Here is an 18,515-nt window from a genome sequence, read left to right on the forward strand (position 1 = left end):
TGCCGTCACGGTCGCGTGCGACCGGCGCGAATCGCAACGTCGACCGACTTCGGCGCCGGGACCGCTCCCGCTCGGAAGCGCCCTGAGCGGCGATCACATCCGCGCACCGCGCAACCGGAACGCCACCAGCGCGGCTGCCAACAGGATCGAAGTGGTGCCGATCGCCGCGAAGTGGATGCCGGAGACGAACGCATCGTGCACCGAGGCGAGGAACGCGTTTCCGGCGGCCTCCGGCAGCTCACCGGCGAAAGCCGTGGCCGCGCCGAGGGATTCCGAGGCGGCGTCCGCCTGATCATCCGGCACGTGGCTCAGGTCGAGGCCGTTGCGGAAGATCGCCATGACCACGCTGCCGAGAATCGCGACGCCCAGCGCGATACCGGTCTCGTAGGCGGTCTCCGACACCGCGGCGGCCGCACCCGCGCGCTCCGCGGGCGCCGCGCCGACCACCAGGTCCGACGACACGGTCAGCGCGACGCCGACACCTGCCCCCACGAACAGGAACCCGAGCACGAACGGCGTGGTGCTGGTGGCCGCCTCCGGGCCCAGCCATCCGAACAGCGCCGCGCCCACCGCCGCGGTGATCAGCGCGCTGCCCAGCACAGTGCCCGGCCGCAGCCGCCGCACCAACCAGGCCGCGGCGAGCGAGGCGATCATCCCGGCGAGCAGGCCCGGCAGCAGCAGCAAGCCCGCCTGCATCGGCGAGCGTCCGAGCACCAACTGGAGGTACTGCGAGCCGAAGAACAGCACACCGGCCAGCGCGAACACCGCGAGCAGGCTGGTCACCACCGCCGTGCGGAAGGTGGGCAGCGCGAACAGCGCCAGGTCGAGCATCGGCCGCGCGAGCCGCCGCTGCCTGCGCACGAACCCCACACCCGCAAGCACACCGAGCGCGCCGACCAGAACTGGTCGCATACCCGGACCGTGCGCCGCGACCTCCTTCACCGCGTACACCACGGGCACCAGGGTGAGCATCGACAACACGGCGCTGAGCAGGTCGAAGCGGCCGGGATTCGGATCGCGCGACTCCGGGATCAGCACCGGCCCCAGTCCGATCAGCACCAGCATGACCGGCAGGTTCACCAGGAACACCGAACCCCACCAGTAGTGCTCGAGCAGCCAGCCGCCCAGCAGCGGACCCGCCGCGGCGCCACCGCCCGCCATCGCGCTCCACACCGCGATCGCCACCGTGCGCTGCCGCGGATCGAGGAACATCGACCTGATCAGCGCCAGCGTCGCGGGCATCAGCGTCGCACCGGCGACGCCTTGCAGCACCCGCGCCGCGATGAGCATCTCCGGCGTCGGCGCCCACGCCGCGAGCACGGAGGCGATGCCGAATCCGGCCGCGCCGAGCAGCAGCAGCCTGCGCCGCCCGATCCGGTCCCCCAGGTTCCCCATGACGACGAGCAACCCGGCCAGCACGAACGAGTACACGTCGATGATCCACAGCAGCTGCGGCGTGGTCGGGGCGAGATCGGCGCTGATCGCGGGTACGGCCAAGTCCAGCACGGTCGCATCGACGGCGAGCAGTAGCAGGGCGAGCGCGAGCACCGACAATCCGGCCCACTCGCGCGCTCCGGCGCGGGGTGGCGGGGTGGCCGATCGTCCGGTGGGCCGCGCGGTCTGGGTGTTCATGACTTTCTCGACTTCCGTCGTCCATTTTCTTACCGTCCAGACGGTATAGTAATCGACCAACCGTCCGGACGGTATAGTCGAGCCCGTGACCGCTGACACCCGCGACCGCATCCTGGACGCACTCGAGAACTTGCTGCTGGAAAAAGGCATGTCGCAAGTGACATTGGAGAACGTGGCGGCCACCGCGGGCGTCTCGAAAGGCGGCTTGCTCTATCACTTCAAAAGCAAGGACGCGCTGCTCGCGGGCCTGGTCCGCAGGTTGTCCGACCGTGCGGGCAAGCAGCTGGACGGCGCGGTCGCCAGGGGCGGCTCGGTAGCCGAGTGGTACCTACAGACACCGAACCCGGACGACGCGGCGGAAGCGGTGGAACTTGAGCTCTATCGGTCCATGCTCGCGACCATGCGCACGATCGACGCCACACCGGAGCCCGACGAGGTGCAGCAGGCGCTGGTGGAGATGATGAACGCCTGGTCGGACGGTCTGGACGCGGAGGTCGCCGACCCGGTGCAGGCCGACCTCATCCGGCTCGTGGGCGACGGCGTGTACCTGCGCGCGCTGCTCGGCCTCCCGCCCATCGATCCGGTTCGCTACCGGCACGTGGTGGACCGCTTACTGCGCCGCTGACGGCTAGACTCGGCCCGTGCTGCCAGCCGCCGAACCGGCCGGCGCCGTCGGGGCGGGAACAGATCCGGTACCAGGGTCTCCTGGAACGACGGTGCCGATCCGACCGCTGAGTTTTCGTGAACTGCTCGATGCGCCGTTCGCGCTGATCCAGGCGAACATCCGCGCCATCGCCGGTTCGATCGTGCCGGGCTTGCTCTTGGCCGAGGCCGTGGTCGTCGCGGTGACCGCGGGCGTCTCCGAGCTGACCGGCGGTTCCGACGCGGGCACCGCTTGGGCGGCGATCGGGTCCACCGCGGTCTGTGCCTGGTTGCTGCGGTTCGCGTTACGTGGCACGACCGTGGCGCTGGGGCTGGCGACCGTCGGTGGCGCGCCGATCGGCCGCAGGACCGCGTTGCGCCGATTCGGTGCGACGCTCGTCCCGCTGCTGGTGTTCCAGCTGTTGTTCACGCTGGTGGGCGTCGGCGTGCTCGCGGTGAGCGGGTTGCCCATCGTGACACTGCCCCTCGCGGTGCTCTGGCTGGGCTGGCTGCGCGCCCGCCGCTGGGTGGCGGTGCCGGTGCTGTTCGCGGAGCGCACCTCGCACCGCGACGGAATCGCCCGCGCCAAGCTGCTCGCCGAAGGCGCGGAGTGGCCGACCGTCGGGCTCTGGATCGCGCAACGCGTCCTGTTCGGACTGCTGGCGATCCCGCTGCTGGCCATCCCGCTGTACATCTCGGACTTCTCCGGCACACACCGGTGGCCGGTGATCGTGCTGACCACGTCGGCGGTGCTGCTGCTGACGGCCTTCGGCGAAGTGGTCGAGGCGTCGTCGCGGGTGGTGTGCTACCTCGATCGCCGTTGCCGCAGGGAGGGATTGGACATTCGCATTCCCCGGCAGGAGACGCGATGAGCGATCCGACACCGCCGGAGATCCCATCGGCTCGCTATCCGGGTGAGGTCCGGCTGACCAAAGGTGCCCACACGACCGACGACCCGGCGCCCGGCGCGCCGCGGCTCGGCGCCGCCGCCGATCATCGGGCCGCCGCCGAATCCGCCGCGCAGCATCGCGATTTCGACCGCGCTTTGCGGGAACGTTTCCGTGCCGTGCTGCGCGGCCTGGAACAGGGCGGTGTGCTGGAGGTCCGGCGCTCGCGCACCGCGCGGGAAACCGCCGACGACGTGACGACCGCGTTGCCGCTCGAGGTCGCCACCGAGATCCAACCCGCCGCACGCAGTTTCGACGAGGTCGTCTACGGCGGCCGCCGCGCCACCGAAGACGAATACCGCAGGCTGGAATACGCCGACCGGTTCTCCGCCTCCGCGCCGCCACCCGCGCCGGAACCGGTCGAGATCGAGGCGGTCGAGAAAGCGCCGCGCACCAGGCGCAGGCTTCCCCCGCTGCCCGGTCTGCTGCGCGACCCCCGGTTATGGGCGGCGCTCGCCGCGACGGCCGCGTTACTGCTGCTGGTCTACGGCGCCCTGCAGTCCTGCGGAGCGCCCACCGCGCCCACCCCGCCGCCGCCACAGCCGCCGCCGGATCTGCCCGATGTCCCCCCGCCCAGCCGCCCCGGCTTCGGGGCGGGCGACGACCCGATCTGGGACCGGCTGCCCGCACCGGTCTTCTACGGCGGCGTGCAGTTCCTGATCGCCGCCGCACTGGTGGTGTGGTGGCGGGCCCGCAGGCGGGGCGCACTGGTGCGCGAGCCCCGCCCGGTCGAGGTGGCGGCGAACGAACTGCTCGCCGGACACGCCGCCCTCTACCGCCGCTCGAAAGACCACGACCACGTCGCCGGGAAGCTGCGGGCGGCCACGCTGCGCCGCATCCGCGCCCCGCTCGGCATCGCGGCCGACACCCCGCCGGACCGCATCGTCGCCGCGGTCGCCGCGCGCGTCGGAGCCCACCCCGCCCAGATCGGGGCCGCCTTGTTCGGCCCGGTGCCCGATTCGGGGACCCTGCGGGTGGTCGCCGCTCAGCTCGAATGGATCGAATCGGAGGTCGGATGAGACGCCTTCGCCCAATCCTCGCCCGGCCCACGGCATCCGGGAACGCCCGCGAACCACAGGAGATCGAATGACCAGCACCGAGACCACCCCGACGGCCGAGCAAGCGGGCGCCGCGTTCCACGCCCTGCGCGCCGAGATCGGCAAAGCGGTGGTCGGCAACGACAGCGCGGTCATGTACCTGGTGCTCGCGCTGCTGTGCCGCGGCCACGTGCTGCTCGAAGGTGTCCCGGGCGTGGCCAAGACGCTGCTGGTGCGGGCGCTGGCCACGGCGCTGGACCTGGACCACGCGCGGGTGCAGTTCACCCCCGACCTGATGCCCGGCGACGTCACCGGCTCGCAGATCTACGATCCGCACTCCACGGAGTTCACCTTCCGGCACGGTCCGGTGTTCACCAACCTGCTGCTCGCCGACGAGATCAACCGCACGCCGCCGAAAACCCAATCGTCGCTGCTGGAATCGATGGAGGAACGGCAGGTCTCGGTGGACGGGAAACCGCAGCCGCTGCCCGATCCGTTCGTCGTCGTCGCCACCCAGAACCCGATCGAGCAGGAGGGCACCTACCCGCTGCCGGAGGCGCAGCTGGACCGGTTCCTGTTCAAGGTGGACATCCACCTGCCCGGCCGCGACGACGAGTTCCGCATCCTGCAACGCCACGCCGCCGGCTTCGATCCGCGCGACCTGACCGCCGCGGGCTTGCGTCCCGTGGCAGGCCCCGAACACATCACCGCCGCCCGCGCCGCGATCGCGCGGACGACGATCAGCCCCGAGGTGCTCGCCTACACCGTCGATGTGTGCCGGGCCACCCGCACTTCGCCCGCCGTGCAGCACGGGGCCTCGACCCGCGGCGCGACCGCGCTGATGGCGGCCTCGCGCGCGTTCGCCTGGCTCACCGGTCGCGGGTTCGTCACACCCGACGACGTGAAAGCCGTCGCCGTCGCCGTGCTGCGCCACCGCCTGCAATTGCGTCCGGAGGCCGAACTGGACGGCGTGACCACCGAGGGCGTGCTGTCGTCGCTGCTGCTGTCGGTTCCGGTTCCGGTGTAGCGCATGGTCGTCACCGGTCGGCTGGCCGCCGCGGCAGGCGTGGCGGCCCTGTTCGTCACCCTGGTCCTGCCGTCCGTGCTCGGCGTGGTCGTGGTGACCTGTGCCCTGGCGGCCGGGCTGCTCATCGATCTCGGCGCGGTGGGACGGGCGCGCGACCTGGCGCTGTCTCGCGAGGCACTCACCACGGTGCGACTCGGGCGCTGCGTCGAGGTGGAGCTCGTCGCGGTCAACACCGGAGCCCGCACGCTGCGCGGCACCGTGTGGGACGACTGGCCCGGCAGCGCACGCGCCGGAAACCGCACGCACGAACTGGATCTCGCGCCGGGCACCAAGGTCCGCTTCCGCACCGCGCTCACGCCCACCTATCGCGGCGATCGGGTCGCCGGCCAGGTAACCGTGCGCCTGCTCGGCCCGCTCGGGCTGGCGGGCAGGCAGACCAGGCACGACGTGCCCGCCCGGGTACGCGCGCTGCCCGCGTTCCGCGCCGAACGGCTGTTGCGCTCGAAGGTCAAGCGGTTACAGCACCTGGAAGGCCGCAATGTGGCCAACCTGCGGGGGCAGGGCACCGAATTCGACTCCTTCCGCGAGTACGTCGCCGGGGACGACGTGCGCGCCATCGACTGGCGCGCCACCGCACGCGCCACCGACGTCCTGGTCCGCACCTGGCGCCCGGAGCGCAACCGGCACATGCTGATGCTGCTGGACACCGGCCGGGTCAGCGCGGGCCGGGTGGGCGACGGCACCCGCTTGGACGCGAGCATCGAGGCGGCCCTGCTGCTCGGTGGCCTGGCCGCCGCCGCGGGAGACTCGGTCGACCTGCTCGCCTTCGACCGGCGAGCCCGCGCCGAAGTCCGGGGTGTCGGCGGGAAAGGTCTGCAGCTGAAACTGATGCACGCGATGGCGGGCATCACCCCCGCACTCGTCGATACCGACAGCGCCGGGCTGGTGCGGGCGGCCATCCAGCGCACCCGCCGACGCAGCCTGGTCGTCTGGTTCACCAGCCTGGACGGCGCCGCGGTCGAGGAGAACCTGTTGCCCGTGCTGCCGGTGCTGGCGCAGCGGCACCGAGTGCTCATCGTCTCGGTGACCGATCCCGATGTCGCCGCGGCCGCCACCCGCCGCGACAACCTCGCCGACCTCTATGCCGCCGCGGCGGCAGAATCCGTCCTCGCCGAACGCGCGCTGGTCCAGGAATCGCTGCGCCGCACCGGTATCGCGGTCGTAGCCGCGTCACCGGAACGACTGCCGGAAGCCTTGGCGGACGAATACCTGGAACTGAAGCAATCCGGCGCGCTCTGAGGAGGATCATGGCCCCATGGCCTCAGATCTCGCCGCCTTCGTCCGTGGACTGCCGAAAGCGGAGCTGCACCTGCATCTGGAAGGGACGCTGGAGCCGGAGCTGAAGTTCCGCCTCGCCCGGCGAAACGGCATCGAGCTGCCGGAGAAGTCCGTGGACGAGGTGAAGCAGACCTATCGCTTCCACGACCTGACGTCGTTCCTCCGGGTCTACTACCCCGCGATGCGTGTTCTCCAGCGCCCGGAGGACTTCCACGACCTCGCATTCGACTATCTGCGCCGGGCGCACGGCCAAGGCGTGCGCCATGCCGAGCTGTTCTTCGATCCGCAGGCGCACACCGGGCGCGGGATCCCGTTTCCCACGGTGATCAGCGGATACCGGTCGGCGATCGCGCGAGCGCGGCGGGAATTGGGGATATCCGCCGAGCTGATCCTGTGCTTCCTGCGCGATCACTCCGCGGAGTACGCCATGGCGACGCTGCTGGAGGCGCTGCCGTACAAGAGCTGGATTCTCGGGGTCGGGCTGGATTCCGACGAGCGCGGCAATCCGCCGAGCAAGTTCGCCGCCGTCTTCGAGCGCGCCCGCGCCGAAGGCTTCCTGCTGACCATGCACTGCGACATCGACCAGCCGGATTCGGTCGAGCACATCCGCCAGGCGCTGGAGGACATCGCCGTCGACCGCCTCGACCACGGCACGAACATCGTCGAGGACGACCGTCTGGTCGAACTGGCCGCGGCCAACGGAATCGCGCTCACCTGCTGTCCGGTGTCGAACTCCTTCGTCACCGCCGAGATGAAGTCCGCGCAGATCGTCGGCCTGCTCGATCGCGGGCTGACGGTGACGGTCAACAGCGACGACCCCGCCTACTTCGGGGCGTACGTGGCCGACAACTACCTCGCACTCGCCGAGCACGCCGGCCTCGGCATCGATCGGCTGGCCGAGCTGGCCAGGAATTCGTTCCGCGCCTCCTGGCTCACGCCCGCCCGGCAGGACGCGTTCCTTCGCGAGGTGGACGCCTACGTCGCGGCGAACGGCTGACCAACGCGCGGCGGGAACATCGGGTACATCGGCGCGGGCAGCACCCGGCGCTGTCGTTCGGCGATCACCGCGCCCAGGATCTGCGGCGGCGGGTAACCGGCGGGCGGGGCGACGCGCAGCCGCCCGCACACCTCACCCACCAGCGCCGTGCCCAGCTGGTGCCGCGCCGCGGGCGTCAGGGTGCGCAACCGGGTCAGGTACTGCCGCACCGCCAAGGCGAGCTCCTCCGGCAGTCCGGACAGATCGAGCTGCGCGCTCCAGCCGGTCAGCCACGGCGGCGCCATCGCGAGCGCGGGCGGTGGCAGCGGGCGCTGCGCGTGCACGACCACGGTGCCAGCGAGCACGTCACCGATCCGCCGCGCGTGCGGCGAGCACATCGAGGTGAGTACCGCGATGGCGCCGAACCCGCCGAGCATCCAGAAATCGACGATCGCGCCCGCCAGGCCGCGGGTGAGCGCGTGCCGGAAGTCGATCGGCCCGCCGTCGGCGCGCACCACGCGCAGCCCGAGCATCAGTTTGCCCAGTGTCCGCCCCCGCCAAGCGGTCTCGCAGGCCACCGGATACCCGACCAGCACGGTCACGATGGTGACCAGCATCACCACGTCCAGCCAGGCCGAGTCGACGCCGGCGGGCAGCAGCAGCGTGACGATCGCGAACAGCAGCGCGAAAGCGAGCGCGCACTGGGCCAGCACGTCGATCAGGAACGCGCTCGCCCTGGTGGGGATCCGGGCGATCGGCAGCTCCAGGGCCACTGCTTCGCCGGTGGTGAACTCAGCCATGTCGATAGCATTCTTGCGACCGGCGGGAGTGGGAGGCAACCGAATGGACGTGGACGCATACAGCCTGGCGCACCGCAGGGCATGGGACCGGCTCGACTACTTGTCCAAACGGAGCAAGCTGACCGGCGCGGAGGCGGACGAACTCGTCACGCTCTACCGCCGCACCTCCCAGCAGCTGGCACGGTTGCAGTCGCACAGCCCCGACCCGGAGCTGATCGCCGGGCTGAGCGCACTGCTGGCGCGTGCGCGCGGCCGGGTACTCGGGACCCGAGCCGACACCTGGCAGGAGATCGGCCGTTTCTTCGGCCACCGCTTCCCCGCGGCGCTCTACCGGTCCTGGCCGTGGTGGGTCGGCGTGGCCGCGGTGTTCCTGTGCGTATCGGCCGGTTTGGCCGTCTGGGTGGACCGATTCGAGTCGGCGCGCGAAGTACTCGGAATCCCAGCGGACACCGGAAGTCTCACCGCACCGGGCGGCGCGTTCGAGACGTACTACTCGGAGCATCCGCAGGGCGCCTTCGCCGCACAGGTGTGGACCAACAACGCGTGGGTGACCGCCATCGCCTTGTTCACCGGCGTACTGATCCTGCCCGCGGTCTATCTGTTGTTCATGAACGCGCTCAATCTGGGCGTCAGCGCCGGGCTGATGGCCGACGCGGGGCGGCTGGACTCGTTCTTCGGATTCATCCTTCCGCACGGCACGCTGGAGCTCACCGCGGTGTTCGTCGCGGGCGGCGTGGGCCTGAAACTCGGTTGGACGCTGATCGATCCGGGACGGCTCAGCCGCCTGGAGGCGGTGGCCAGGCAGGGACGGGCGACCGCAACCGTCGCGCTCGGCCTGGTCGGAGTGCTGCTGGTGTGCGGCTTCATCGAGGGATTCGTGACACCGAGCCCGCTGCCGACGCCGGTTCGCCTCGCGATCGGCTTCACCGCCGAGGCGTTGTTCCTGGTGTACGTGTTCGGGGTGGGTCGCCGCGCGGTCACGGAGCAGGCGAGCACGGATTCCGCGACATCCGGTGATCAGCCGTCCGCTGTGACGCAGCCAACATTCAGCACACCCTGAGCGACGCAGCTGGGACAATCGGCAGCTACGCGGTGTGAGATCGGTTCGGAAGTCCCCCATTTGAGTTCCGCTGGCCGCAGCGAGTCCGGCTCGAGCTGCGGCCAGCGTTACCGTCAACTCTACACAATCGTTATCCCTACGCAACCCTCCCCGTCGAGGTCAAGCGTATAAAGCAGCGGCCCAGCAAACCCTGCTGGACGCACACTTTCACCCCCCGCCAGCTAACCGCATGCGACACGCGCGATCACTGTTTCGACGGCCCGGCACCGCCTCGGTGACACTCCCGAAACACTCGATGGGAATAGCCTCCGCAATAGCTCGGGAACTCCTCCGAGCCGTTAGCCGGTGCGGAAGATAGACCTCTACATGGTTGCTGACATAGCCTCCTACCTGCACGTTCATTTGCAAGAATTGCCGGTTGCTGATCAGCACCCGAAAGAAAGAGACCACAGGTTTGTTTACGCGGTAATAAACCGGGTAAGGACATAGTGACGCACAGGGAAGACCGGCCAGTTCCCCGACAGGCTCCGGATTAACCGGGTGCGGAAAGAGCGGTCGCCCACCCCACCCAGTTGCCCGATTCAGCACCTCGGCCGCAACCGTAACGGGTTGTGTGATCTTCGCCTCACCTGCCGCAATGAGGGCTGGAACCGCGCCAAATCGACGCCACCACAGCCGAGTTCGAGAGACGCACGTCACAGTCCAGCGCTGGACCGGTTCTCGTCCCCTCGCCGAGGCGATCCCCTTGTGCGCGGCCGGAAGCACCACCGAGTTCGTCGATGCGCGAACGGAACGGTGCGCCCCGGTCAGAGGCGGAAATGGCTCGAGTGGGGCCCAGTACTTCCGCCCCCGCCTGCTCAGCCGACGCGCAGGATCCCGGTGACCGTTCCTTGGAGCAGGTGGCCGTCCTGCGTGATCAGCGGCGCGGTTTGGAGGGGATCGTCGACGACGGTGCCGGGAAGGTGCTGTGCGGCGGTGACCGCACCGGTTTCCGGGTCGAGCACGGTGAACGCGTACCCGTCGAGGGGCGTGGTCTGGTCCGCGCCGACGCGGGCGACCGTGTACAGCAGGCCGTCGGCGGTGGACAGGCGCGGTACGGCCGCGCTGCGCACCGCGTTCTCCCACACCACGCGGCATCCGTCGCTGTCCACATCGACGCGTGTCATGCCACCGGTGAACGGCGCGCTCGGGGGCACCGCCGGTCCGGCACCCTCCGGCAGCGCCGGGTAGGGGTATCCGTACGTGCTCGCCACGAAGACGGAGCGGCCGACCCCGACCGGCGAATTCTCGCTGCCCGCACCGCCTTCACCGAGCACCGGTGCCGCGCATACCAGTTCGCCGGTCCCCGAACGGAATACCAGGACGTGCACCTGCCCGTCGGCGTTGTCGACGATGGTCAGGTAGTCCGCACCGGTGCGCGGCCCGAAATAGGTGGGGGTAGAGCCGGTGCCCCAACTGAGTTGCCCCGGCTTGCGCGCCGATCCCCGGTCGTACGGCGCCCGCCACACGATCTCGGGAACGCCGGACGCGGCGGCGCGCAGTTCGTACAGCGCGTGCGTCGTGGCCACCGCCACCTGCCCGCTCGGCGCCGACGAGATGCTGTTGGCCACGCGCTCTCCCGCGGGCAGTGTGAGCGCCGCGACCTGCCCGGTAGCCGTGACGAACCCGGCCACGCCCTGACCGGAAGCGAACCACACATTGCCCGACCAGTCCGGCACTAATCCGGTCACCGCGTCTCCGGGCGGGAGCACCGGACCGAGATCGGCGAAGGCTTCGCCGACCAGCCGCCACGTCCCCGTCGCGTCGCGCTCGTGCCGGATGCGCAGCAGCCGGTCGGTGCCGTCCACGACCACCAAGCGGTCGACCTGGTCGAGGTAGGCGTACACGCCGCCGAGCAGGCTTCCCCTGGTCAACGGCAGTGCGGCGAGCGAACCGGCCAGCGGGCCCGGCGCCGCGGGATCGAGCAGGTGCACCGTCGGGGTCTGACCCGCGATCGCGGTGCACAGGGCGACCACGAGTCGGTCCGATCCTTCCAGCAGCGTGGGGCACGCGGAGGCCAGCGGATAGGCAGCGACCGCGCCCGCGGCGGCGGGCCCGGCGAGCGCCGTCACGTCCGAGGATCCCGCGTCGCCGTGCATGGTCGCGGCGCCGGGCGGCCCGAGGAACGGGTTCGGCGGCGCGAGCGGCCCCCATGGCGCGGCGGCCGAGGCGGGCTGACCGGGCAGCAGAGCCAGCGCGCACGCGGCGAGAACGATCATCGGTCGGCGCATCGAGGTCGTCCTTCACAACGCGGTAGTCGAACGGATACCAACGGAACAGTATTCGGGCATTCGCCGCACCGTCCGGCACGAGCGGGCCGATACGATGGCGCCCATGAACTCCGTTCGGGCCTGCTTGTTGTCCAGTCTCGCCGGTCAACTCGGAAACCCCCACGGCGTGCTCGGCAAACCGGTCGCCTTCGTGCTCAATCGCGGCAACAAGGCCGCCATCGCCGGTGCGGTGGAGGCGGCGTCCGTCGCGCCCGGCGGCACGGCGGCCGACGTCGGATTCGGCGGCGGCGCAGGGCTTTCGCTGCTGCTCGATCGGGTCGGCGCGGACGGTGTGGTGCACGGCGTCGAGATCTCCGCGGACATGCTGGCACGCGCCCGCTCCGGTCACGGAAGCGACATCGAGTCCGGGCGCCTGCGGCTGCTCGAGGGTTCGCTCACCGCGCTGCCGTTGCCTGACGACAGTCTCGATGCCGCGATCACCGTCAACACCGTCTACTTCGTGCCGGACCTGCGAGCGGCCTGCGCCGAACTCGCGCGCGTGGTCCGGCCGGGTGGCCGTCTGGTGGTCGGCATCGGAGATCCGGACGCGATGGCGAAGCTGCCGTTCACCCCGTACGGCTTCACCCTGCGCCCGGTGCCGGAGGTGATCGCCGCGCTGGAGCAGGTGGGCTGCCAGGTCGAGCATCGACCGCTCGCGAAGACGCCGATTCCGCACCACCTTCTGGTGGCGACGCCCCGCTGACTCACATCAGCGCGCCGCCGTCGACCCGGATCTCGGTGCCCGTCATGTACCGCCCGTCATCGGAGGCGACCATGGCGACCACCCCGGCGATGTCCTCGGGAGAGCCGAGCGCGCCGCCATTGAGCCACCCGGTCATCCGGGAGAACAATTGCGGGTCGAAACCCTCGGGCTGGGCCAGGATGGACTTCGTCGTGATACCGCTGGTGATGCCGGCCGGAACGATGTTCACCGCGCGCAAGCCCTGTTTGGCGTACTCCAAGGCGATGGCGTGCGTGAAAGCGTTCACGCCGCCCTTGGACGCCGCGTACGAGGCCAGGTAGGGCGCCGCGCTGAACGCCGCGGTGGAGGAGATGTTGACCACCACGCCGCGTCCGGTGTCCAGCAGAGCGGGCAGCGCGGCCTGGGTCATCAGGAAGGTGCCGGTGAGATTCACCCCGATCACCTGGTTCCACACCTCGAGCGGCATCTCATGGGTGCGTGCGGGGCGAAGGATGCCCGCCGCGTTGACCAGCACGTCGAGTCCGCCGAGGAACTCGAGCGCCGTTTCGATGGCGGTGCGCACCGACGCTGGATCGGCGGTGTCGACCTCGACCGTTCGCAGTCGCTCGGCGCCGTCGCCCACCTTGTCCGCGGTGGTGGCCAAGCCCGCCGCGTCGATGTCGGCGGCGACCAGCTGCGCCCCTTCGTCCAGCAGTCGCAAGGCGATGCCCTGACCGATGCCGGATCCCGCTCCCGTCACCACCACGCGGCGGCCGTCAAATCTGCGCATGCCAAAAATTAGAACACGTTCTCATCGACCGTCAAGGTACTTCCGCGCTCTCCGGCGATCCGCAGCACCATGGCGGCCGTCGCCGCGGCGTACGCACGACTGGCCGCCGCCGGACGGCTCGCCGGGTAGTTGGAGCGATGCGTGACGACGACGCCGTTGGGCAGGGTGACCGTCCGGTCCGCAACGGTCGCGACGCAATTGCCGCCCGCCTTGGCCACGAGATCCACGATCACGGTCCCCGGGCCGAGCAGGTCCAACTCCGCCTGCCCGAGCAGGCGGGGCGCCGGGGACCCGCGGTGCACGGCGGTGCAGACGACGAGGTCGGGCGGCGCGGCGGCGAGCGATTCGAGCAGCGCCGCGTTGTCGTCCCGGTTCGGCACGAACTGCCCGGCGCCCGCCGCCGACGCGGCCGCCCGTTGTGCGAGGCGATTACCGACCGCTGTCGGCTTCTCGTCGCCGAACGTGCGCGCGGCCGCGATCGCGGCGAGCCCGGCCGCCCCGCACCCCAGCACCAGGCCACGGACCGGACGGGTGAGCCGCGCGGGGGCGAGCAGCCGCCTGCCTTCGGCGTAACCCTCCGCGCCCGCGATCCGGCTCATCCCGGACAGCGCATCGATCTCGGCGGTCGAATCGTCGCGCGGCACCTCGTCGAAGGCCACCGATTCGATGCCGAGGCCACGCAACCGATCGATCTCGCCGCGACGGTGGTGCGGATCCTGGAAGCCGACCAGCGTGGTTCCCGCGCGCAACGGCATCGAATCCAGATCGAACGCGGGCGGTTTCACCCAGACGACGATGCCCGCGCGCTCGAACACCGCCGCGCGATCCCCGACGACGTCCGCCCCGGCCGCCCGGTAGGCCGCGTCGGCGAAACCCGCACCTCGCCCCGCGCCTTCCTCCACGAGCACTCGAAGTCCCGCCGTCGAAAGCGTGCGGACCGCTTCGGGTGTGAGCGCCACACGAGTCTCCCGTCGCGCGGTCTCGCGAAGCACCCCGACGATCACCGCGCGGCTCCGGGCTCCGCTACCAAGGCGGTCAGGCCGCGATCGGCGAGCGCGGCGCGATAGGTGAGACCGCCGGCGATATCGCGGATCAATTGCTCCAGCCGGTCGAAGAGCTCCTCGAGCAAAGCGGGCGACTCGTGTCGTGGCGCTTTGCGGGGAGCGAGAACGTTCAACCGGACGCCGGGTCGCAGCGAGCCGGTGCGGTCGAGCGCGACGCTGTCGACGCCGGCCACGGCGAGCAGCAGGTCTTCCACCTGCGCACTCGTACGCACACCCGCCGCGTCGAGGAGCGCGCGGTCGAACACCACCGAGACGAACATTCCTTCCGGATTGCCCAGCGGTCGCAGGACCTCGGCTCCGAGCCGCGTGTTGATCGCGGCGATGTGGCCGCACGCCCGCTCGATCTGCGCGCGCATCAGCGCGCGGTTGCGGGCGAAGTAGTCCTCGGAGGTGTGCTCGAGGATCGCGCGAGCCAGGTGGGTGGTCTCGCGCTGGAACGAGATGGTGAGCCGTTCCCGGATCCGCTCCAGCCACGCGCTGTCGCCCGTGCATGCCGCACCCATCTTGCAGGGGCCGAAGGCGTTGTAGCCCTTGGAGTTGCCCGTGATGGTCAGCACCACGTCGTAGAGCCGCCGAGTGCCCTGCTCGGTCGGAACGTGCAGCGCGGCGACCGGGATGTGCGAAGCCACCAGCAGGTCGAAGGCCATGTCGCAGATGACGGGGACGCCACAGTCCAGCAGCACCCGTCCGATCTCCGCCAGCTCGGCGGCCGTGTAGTCGGCGACGACCGGGTTGCCCGGCAGCGTGAGCAGCACCCCGCACAGCTCGCCCGTCGCTCGCAGCCCGTCCAGGCAGCGGGCCAGCCGAGCGGGGTCGATCTTGAACCCGTCGTCCGGGGCCACCGGGCACGACACGATCCGCAAACCGAATTTCTCCACGTGGATGCTGGAACTCTTGTAGAAGCCCTCCGGGCACACGATCACCCCGCCGGGCCTGGCCAGGCTCGCGACGGCCTCCTCGAGCAGCATCGTGCTCGAGTACGGGCAGACGATCACCTCTTCCGCGCGCACCCGGACGCCGGGGACCCCTTCCACCGGATGTGACAGGCGCCCGAACAGCCTGCGGGCCGCCAGCTCCCGCAGGATCAACGGCTGCCGCTTGTCGTAGAGCCTGCCGTCGAGATACTCCGCGGCGGGCGCGATGTGCAGGCTCTCTCGCCACGCCCGGTCCAGCGCCGCGACGGCGTGCGCGTCGGGGGCACGGCCGGTCTCGCCGTGATAGGCGTCGATGACGCCCGAGTGGCGCAGGCCGCCGGTCCCCGCGAACCAGGCGTCCCGCGAAACGTGCCCGCGCACTTGCCGTTTCCTGGCCTCGGAGCGATTGGTCAGCATCGCCAGGTCGGCGAGCGGATCGGTGAGCACGTGGCTCTGAGTCACGGAACCTCGCCTTCTGAAGAGTCTCCCGGTGCGGGCATGGTGTTCCATTTCTCCTGGAGCGCGGCGCGGAACAGGTTGCGGCAGTTGCCCTCGGCGAGTCGTTCGAATTCCGCCAATGGCGGTTGCGCGACGATCTGGTCGACCACGATGGCCGAACCGGCGCGCCGGAGGTCGTAGAGTTTCTCGAACCGCCGGACCGCGAACGCGACGTCGTGCTTCAGCGCGGAGAAGCGCGTCGCCACCCGGGCCTGGCGCGAGTAGTCGTACTCGCCCACCGCGACGTAGCGGTCGTCGACCACGAGCATGCTCTGCGCGTTGCGGGCGTATTCGCGCTTGACCAGCACGCTCTCCACGCCCGAGCGCGCCTGCTTCCACAGTTTGTCGTCATAGGGCCAGACGTCCGAGATGTCGTCGAGCACGTACATCCGCCGCACATCGATCTTCGGCGGATGGGCCTTGTCGGCCAGGCGCAGGATCGCCGCGTGATAGTCGTCGCCGACGTCGCCGCCGATCGTGCCCAAGTCGGCGGTGTGGATCGCGCGCACCGACGTGCTGGCCTGTTCCAGGATCGTCAGCCAGTCGGTGACGGTGTTCCATTCCCATACCGTGGCGCTGCGCGAGGGAATCTGCGCGAGGATCTCCTCGGCGCGTTCCAACTGCCGGTCGGCGACCAGGCGCAACGGTTCGATTTCCGCTCGCGCGCCGGATGCGTCGATCAGGCTCTGCGCGATACCCAGTGCGCGCGAGACCAGTTCGGGGTCCTTGCCGAGCAGGACGTTGAATCGCATCCGCAGGTCGTAGTAGTTGCCGCTGGTCGGATCGGTCGCGGGATCGGCGCTGCCATCGGTCGGCAATTCCGCGCCGAGGGCGAGGCTAAGGCGTTCCCGCAGCGCGAGCGGCGGAATCCGGCTGCCGTTCTCGATCTGCTGAATCAGACTGCGGGAACAGCCCGCTCGGGTGGCGAGCGCCGCCTGCGTGTAGCCGCGTTCCAGTCGTAGCCTGCGGACCAGATCGCCGACCTGCTCATCCGAGCCGGAGCCAGCCATCCCGTGCCTCCCATCCTGCACCTTGCATACGCATGCTCACGGCATGTCACGATGCATCATTCTAATCATCGAGTGGCATCAAGCATCCGACGAATCGCGCTCGCCGAATTTCGTTGTCGAGTAGAGATCCAGCCGCATCCGACACCACTGCGAAAAGGGGCTGCCACATGAGCCCAAGAACGCACCACACCGGCTTTCCCCCGCAACGAAAACCGAAATTTGACCGGATTTCTGATGAATATTGAGCCAAGTGACTATCTAAAGTCATTGAAGCTTATCTACTATCATCACAAAGCGCTAAAGCTTCGTTGACAGCAAGATGTGGCCGCATCTAGCCTTGATTTCGACGTCACCGCAATTCGGTCTCGGCACAACGGTTTCCGGCCTGTCGATCTCGGTGGCCCGATAACTCTAGGAGGTGCCGGATGCGGATACCTCGTCATGGCGCGGCCCGGCATCATCTGCGGCCAGGTGTGACCACCCCGCCTCTCGCTCGCGCCGATCTCCCGGCGCATTCGGACACCGATACGACCGAAGCGCGGCCGAATCCATCGCGTTCGGACACGGTAACCGCCGAGCGGCGGGTCCACATCATCTCGAAACAGCGTGAATGAGAGCGGATCATGGCACTCGACATCACCGATTCGATCATCACCAGCGACATCAGCCCGGAAATCGCCCGGCTGGTTTCCTCGTCCTCCGGCGCGGCGTGGGAACTCAGCTGGCTGCCCTCCGTCGTCCTGACCCGCGATCAGGCGGTGACGGGGATGGTGCTGGACGAAATGCTCAGCGATCCCGGCACGCTCACCAGCGACCTCGCGCTGGAACTGGCCGCCATGCACGCCGCTGAACTCGGCGTCACCCTGCGCGAGGTGCTGATCCGGCTGTACGTCCGCATCACCGAACGCGACAACGAAGCCTCCCGCCGCACCCACACGCCCCTCCCCGCCGCCTGAGGCGCGACAGGGCCAGGCGTCGATGCACCGGCGTCCGGCACTTGCGCGCGGCATCCGAGCGGCGAACGATTGACTGTGCGCCGGCCGCGATCGCGGGCCGTGCGGTGTCCCGCCCTCGGTGGACCACGACGCGACGGCCCGGCGACACCGCGGAGTGATCGCTCCGCCCGAGGAGGAACCGATGTTCATCCAAGTCATTCAAGGCAAGGCCGCCGACCCCGCCCGACTGAATCGGTGCATGGATCGCTGGAACGAGGAACTGAAGCCGGGAGCCGTCGGCTATCTCGGCACGACAAGCGGACTCTGCGACGACGGCACCTTCATCGCGCTCGCCCGATTCGAATCCGAGGAGGCCGCACGCCGCAACAGCGAGCGCCCGGAGCAGGGCGCCTGGTGGCGGGAGACCGAGCAGTGCTTCGACGGGCCGGTCACCTTCATGGACTGCGCCGAAGTCACGCAGTGGATGGGTGGCGGCTCCGACCGCGCCGGATTCGTGCAGGTCATGGAGGGTCACACCCGGGACGCCGGACGGATGCGCGAGATACTGGCCCAGTCGGGCGATCGTTTGCACGAGGTACGCCCGGAGATTCTCGGCGGCACGCTGGCGACCTACGGCGACGACGGATTCGTCGAGACGGTGTACTTCACCTCCGAAGCCGAAGCCCGCGAACACGAGAAGATCGAGATACCGGACGATCTGCGGTCGCTGTTCGAAGAGGAGAACGCCCTCATGGGTGACGTCGCCTACTTCGACCTGCACCAACCGTCGCTGAGTTCGCCACAGAAGTAACAGGCCCACGCCCGGCAACCGCCCGATCCGATCGGCGACTGCG

Annotated in this window: 17 protein-coding genes; 10 read left to right on the forward strand and 7 right to left on the reverse strand. The window is 69.7% G+C overall.

Annotated features, from left to right (window positions below; genetic code table 11):
* Nucleotides 1-93 precede the first annotated feature (93 nt).
* Nucleotides 94-1,632 carry an MFS transporter gene (locus ABZ803_RS21330; RefSeq protein WP_357040844.1) on the reverse strand — a complete coding sequence of 513 codons (1,539 nt, stop codon included), beginning with the start codon at nucleotides 1,630-1,632 and terminating at the stop codon, nucleotides 94-96.
* A gap of 85 nt (nucleotides 1,633-1,717) precedes the next feature.
* Between ABZ803_RS21330 and ABZ803_RS21335 the strand changes: the two genes are divergently transcribed.
* The 6 genes from ABZ803_RS21335 to add all read left to right on the forward strand — a co-directional run bounded on the left by ABZ803_RS21335 (nucleotide 1,718) and on the right by add (nucleotide 7,620).
* A complete protein-coding gene (locus ABZ803_RS21335; RefSeq protein ID WP_357040847.1) occupies nucleotides 1,718-2,257 on the forward strand; it encodes a TetR/AcrR family transcriptional regulator in 540 nt (179 codons plus the stop codon).
* 91 nt (nucleotides 2,258-2,348) lie between these two features.
* Nucleotides 2,349-3,146 (forward strand): hypothetical protein, encoded by a 798-nt coding sequence (locus ABZ803_RS21340; protein ID WP_357040850.1) that lies wholly within the window; start codon nucleotides 2,349-2,351, stop codon nucleotides 3,144-3,146.
* Nucleotides 3,143-4,240, forward strand: coding sequence for a DUF4129 domain-containing protein (locus tag ABZ803_RS21345; protein WP_357040853.1), 1,098 nt, complete (start codon nucleotides 3,143-3,145; stop codon nucleotides 4,238-4,240). The genes ABZ803_RS21340 and ABZ803_RS21345 overlap by 4 nt, the downstream gene beginning before the upstream one ends.
* A 67-nt stretch (nucleotides 4,241-4,307) precedes the next feature.
* Complete coding sequence (locus ABZ803_RS21350; protein ID WP_357040855.1) at nucleotides 4,308-5,285, forward strand: MoxR family ATPase; 978 nt, start codon at nucleotides 4,308-4,310, stop codon at nucleotides 5,283-5,285.
* 3 nt (nucleotides 5,286-5,288) lie between these two features.
* Nucleotides 5,289-6,584, forward strand: coding sequence for a DUF58 domain-containing protein (locus ABZ803_RS21355; RefSeq protein ID WP_357040858.1), 1,296 nt, complete (start codon nucleotides 5,289-5,291; stop codon nucleotides 6,582-6,584).
* A 16-nt stretch (nucleotides 6,585-6,600) separates the two neighbouring features.
* Nucleotides 6,601-7,620 (forward strand): adenosine deaminase, encoded by a 1,020-nt coding sequence (gene add, locus ABZ803_RS21360; protein ID WP_357040861.1) that lies wholly within the window; start codon nucleotides 6,601-6,603, stop codon nucleotides 7,618-7,620.
* Here the strand turns inward: add and ABZ803_RS21365 are convergent.
* Nucleotides 7,599-8,399 (reverse strand): RDD family protein, encoded by an 801-nt coding sequence (locus tag ABZ803_RS21365; RefSeq protein WP_357040864.1) that lies wholly within the window; start codon nucleotides 8,397-8,399, stop codon nucleotides 7,599-7,601. The two genes, add and ABZ803_RS21365, sit on opposite strands and share 22 nt — an antisense overlap.
* Before the next feature lie 43 nt (nucleotides 8,400-8,442).
* Here ABZ803_RS21365 and ABZ803_RS21370 point away from each other — a divergent pair, with 43 nt between their 5' ends.
* Nucleotides 8,443-9,459, forward strand: a complete 1,017-nt coding sequence (locus ABZ803_RS21370) for a stage II sporulation protein M (RefSeq protein ID WP_357040867.1) — start codon at nucleotides 8,443-8,445, stop codon at nucleotides 9,457-9,459.
* A gap of 857 nt (nucleotides 9,460-10,316) precedes the next feature.
* Here the strand turns inward: ABZ803_RS21370 and ABZ803_RS21375 are convergent.
* Nucleotides 10,317-11,729 carry a hypothetical protein gene (locus ABZ803_RS21375; protein WP_357040870.1) on the reverse strand — a complete coding sequence of 471 codons (1,413 nt, stop codon included), beginning with the start codon at nucleotides 11,727-11,729 and terminating at the stop codon, nucleotides 10,317-10,319.
* Between the two features lie 103 nt (nucleotides 11,730-11,832).
* On the opposite strand from ABZ803_RS21375, the gene ABZ803_RS21380 reads away from it, so the two are divergent.
* Nucleotides 11,833-12,471, forward strand: coding sequence for a methyltransferase domain-containing protein (locus ABZ803_RS21380; protein ID WP_357040873.1), 639 nt, complete (start codon nucleotides 11,833-11,835; stop codon nucleotides 12,469-12,471).
* 1 nt (nucleotide 12,472) lies between these two features.
* Here ABZ803_RS21380 and ABZ803_RS21385 read toward each other — a convergent pair whose 3' ends face one another.
* The 4 genes from ABZ803_RS21385 to ABZ803_RS21400 are packed head-to-tail and all read right to left on the reverse strand — an operon-like array spanning nucleotide 12,473 to nucleotide 16,726.
* Nucleotides 12,473-13,240, reverse strand: coding sequence for an SDR family NAD(P)-dependent oxidoreductase (locus ABZ803_RS21385; protein WP_357040876.1), 768 nt, complete (start codon nucleotides 13,238-13,240; stop codon nucleotides 12,473-12,475).
* Between the two features lie 8 nt (nucleotides 13,241-13,248).
* On the reverse strand, nucleotides 13,249-14,244 hold the full coding sequence (locus ABZ803_RS21390) for a hypothetical protein (RefSeq protein ID WP_357040879.1): 996 nt from the start codon (nucleotides 14,242-14,244) through the stop codon (nucleotides 13,249-13,251).
* Nucleotides 14,241-15,680, reverse strand: a complete 1,440-nt coding sequence (locus ABZ803_RS21395; protein ID WP_357040882.1) for a pyridoxal phosphate-dependent aminotransferase — start codon at nucleotides 15,678-15,680, stop codon at nucleotides 14,241-14,243. Before ABZ803_RS21395 ends, ABZ803_RS21390 begins: the two co-directional genes overlap by 4 nt.
* The gene (locus ABZ803_RS21400; RefSeq protein WP_357040885.1) at nucleotides 15,677-16,726 is read right to left on the reverse strand and encodes a helix-turn-helix transcriptional regulator; all 1,050 of its coding nucleotides are present in this window, start codon (nucleotides 16,724-16,726) and stop codon (nucleotides 15,677-15,679) included. Before ABZ803_RS21400 ends, ABZ803_RS21395 begins: the two co-directional genes overlap by 4 nt.
* Before the next feature lie 623 nt (nucleotides 16,727-17,349).
* Between ABZ803_RS21400 and ABZ803_RS21405 the strand changes: the two genes are divergently transcribed.
* Entirely contained in the window at nucleotides 17,350-17,682 is a 333-nt protein-coding gene (locus ABZ803_RS21405) for a hypothetical protein (protein ID WP_357040888.1), read from the forward strand.
* A 181-nt stretch (nucleotides 17,683-17,863) separates the two neighbouring features.
* Nucleotides 17,864-18,472: a hypothetical protein gene (locus tag ABZ803_RS21410; protein WP_357040892.1), complete on the forward strand. Its 609-nt coding sequence runs from the start codon at nucleotides 17,864-17,866 to the stop codon at nucleotides 18,470-18,472.
* Nucleotides 18,473-18,515: the final 43 nt, after the last annotated feature.

Source organism: Nocardia sp. NPDC047648 (assembly GCF_040642815.1).
In the GTDB taxonomy this organism is placed as follows: domain Bacteria; phylum Actinomycetota; class Actinomycetes; order Mycobacteriales; family Mycobacteriaceae; genus Nocardia; species Nocardia gamkensis.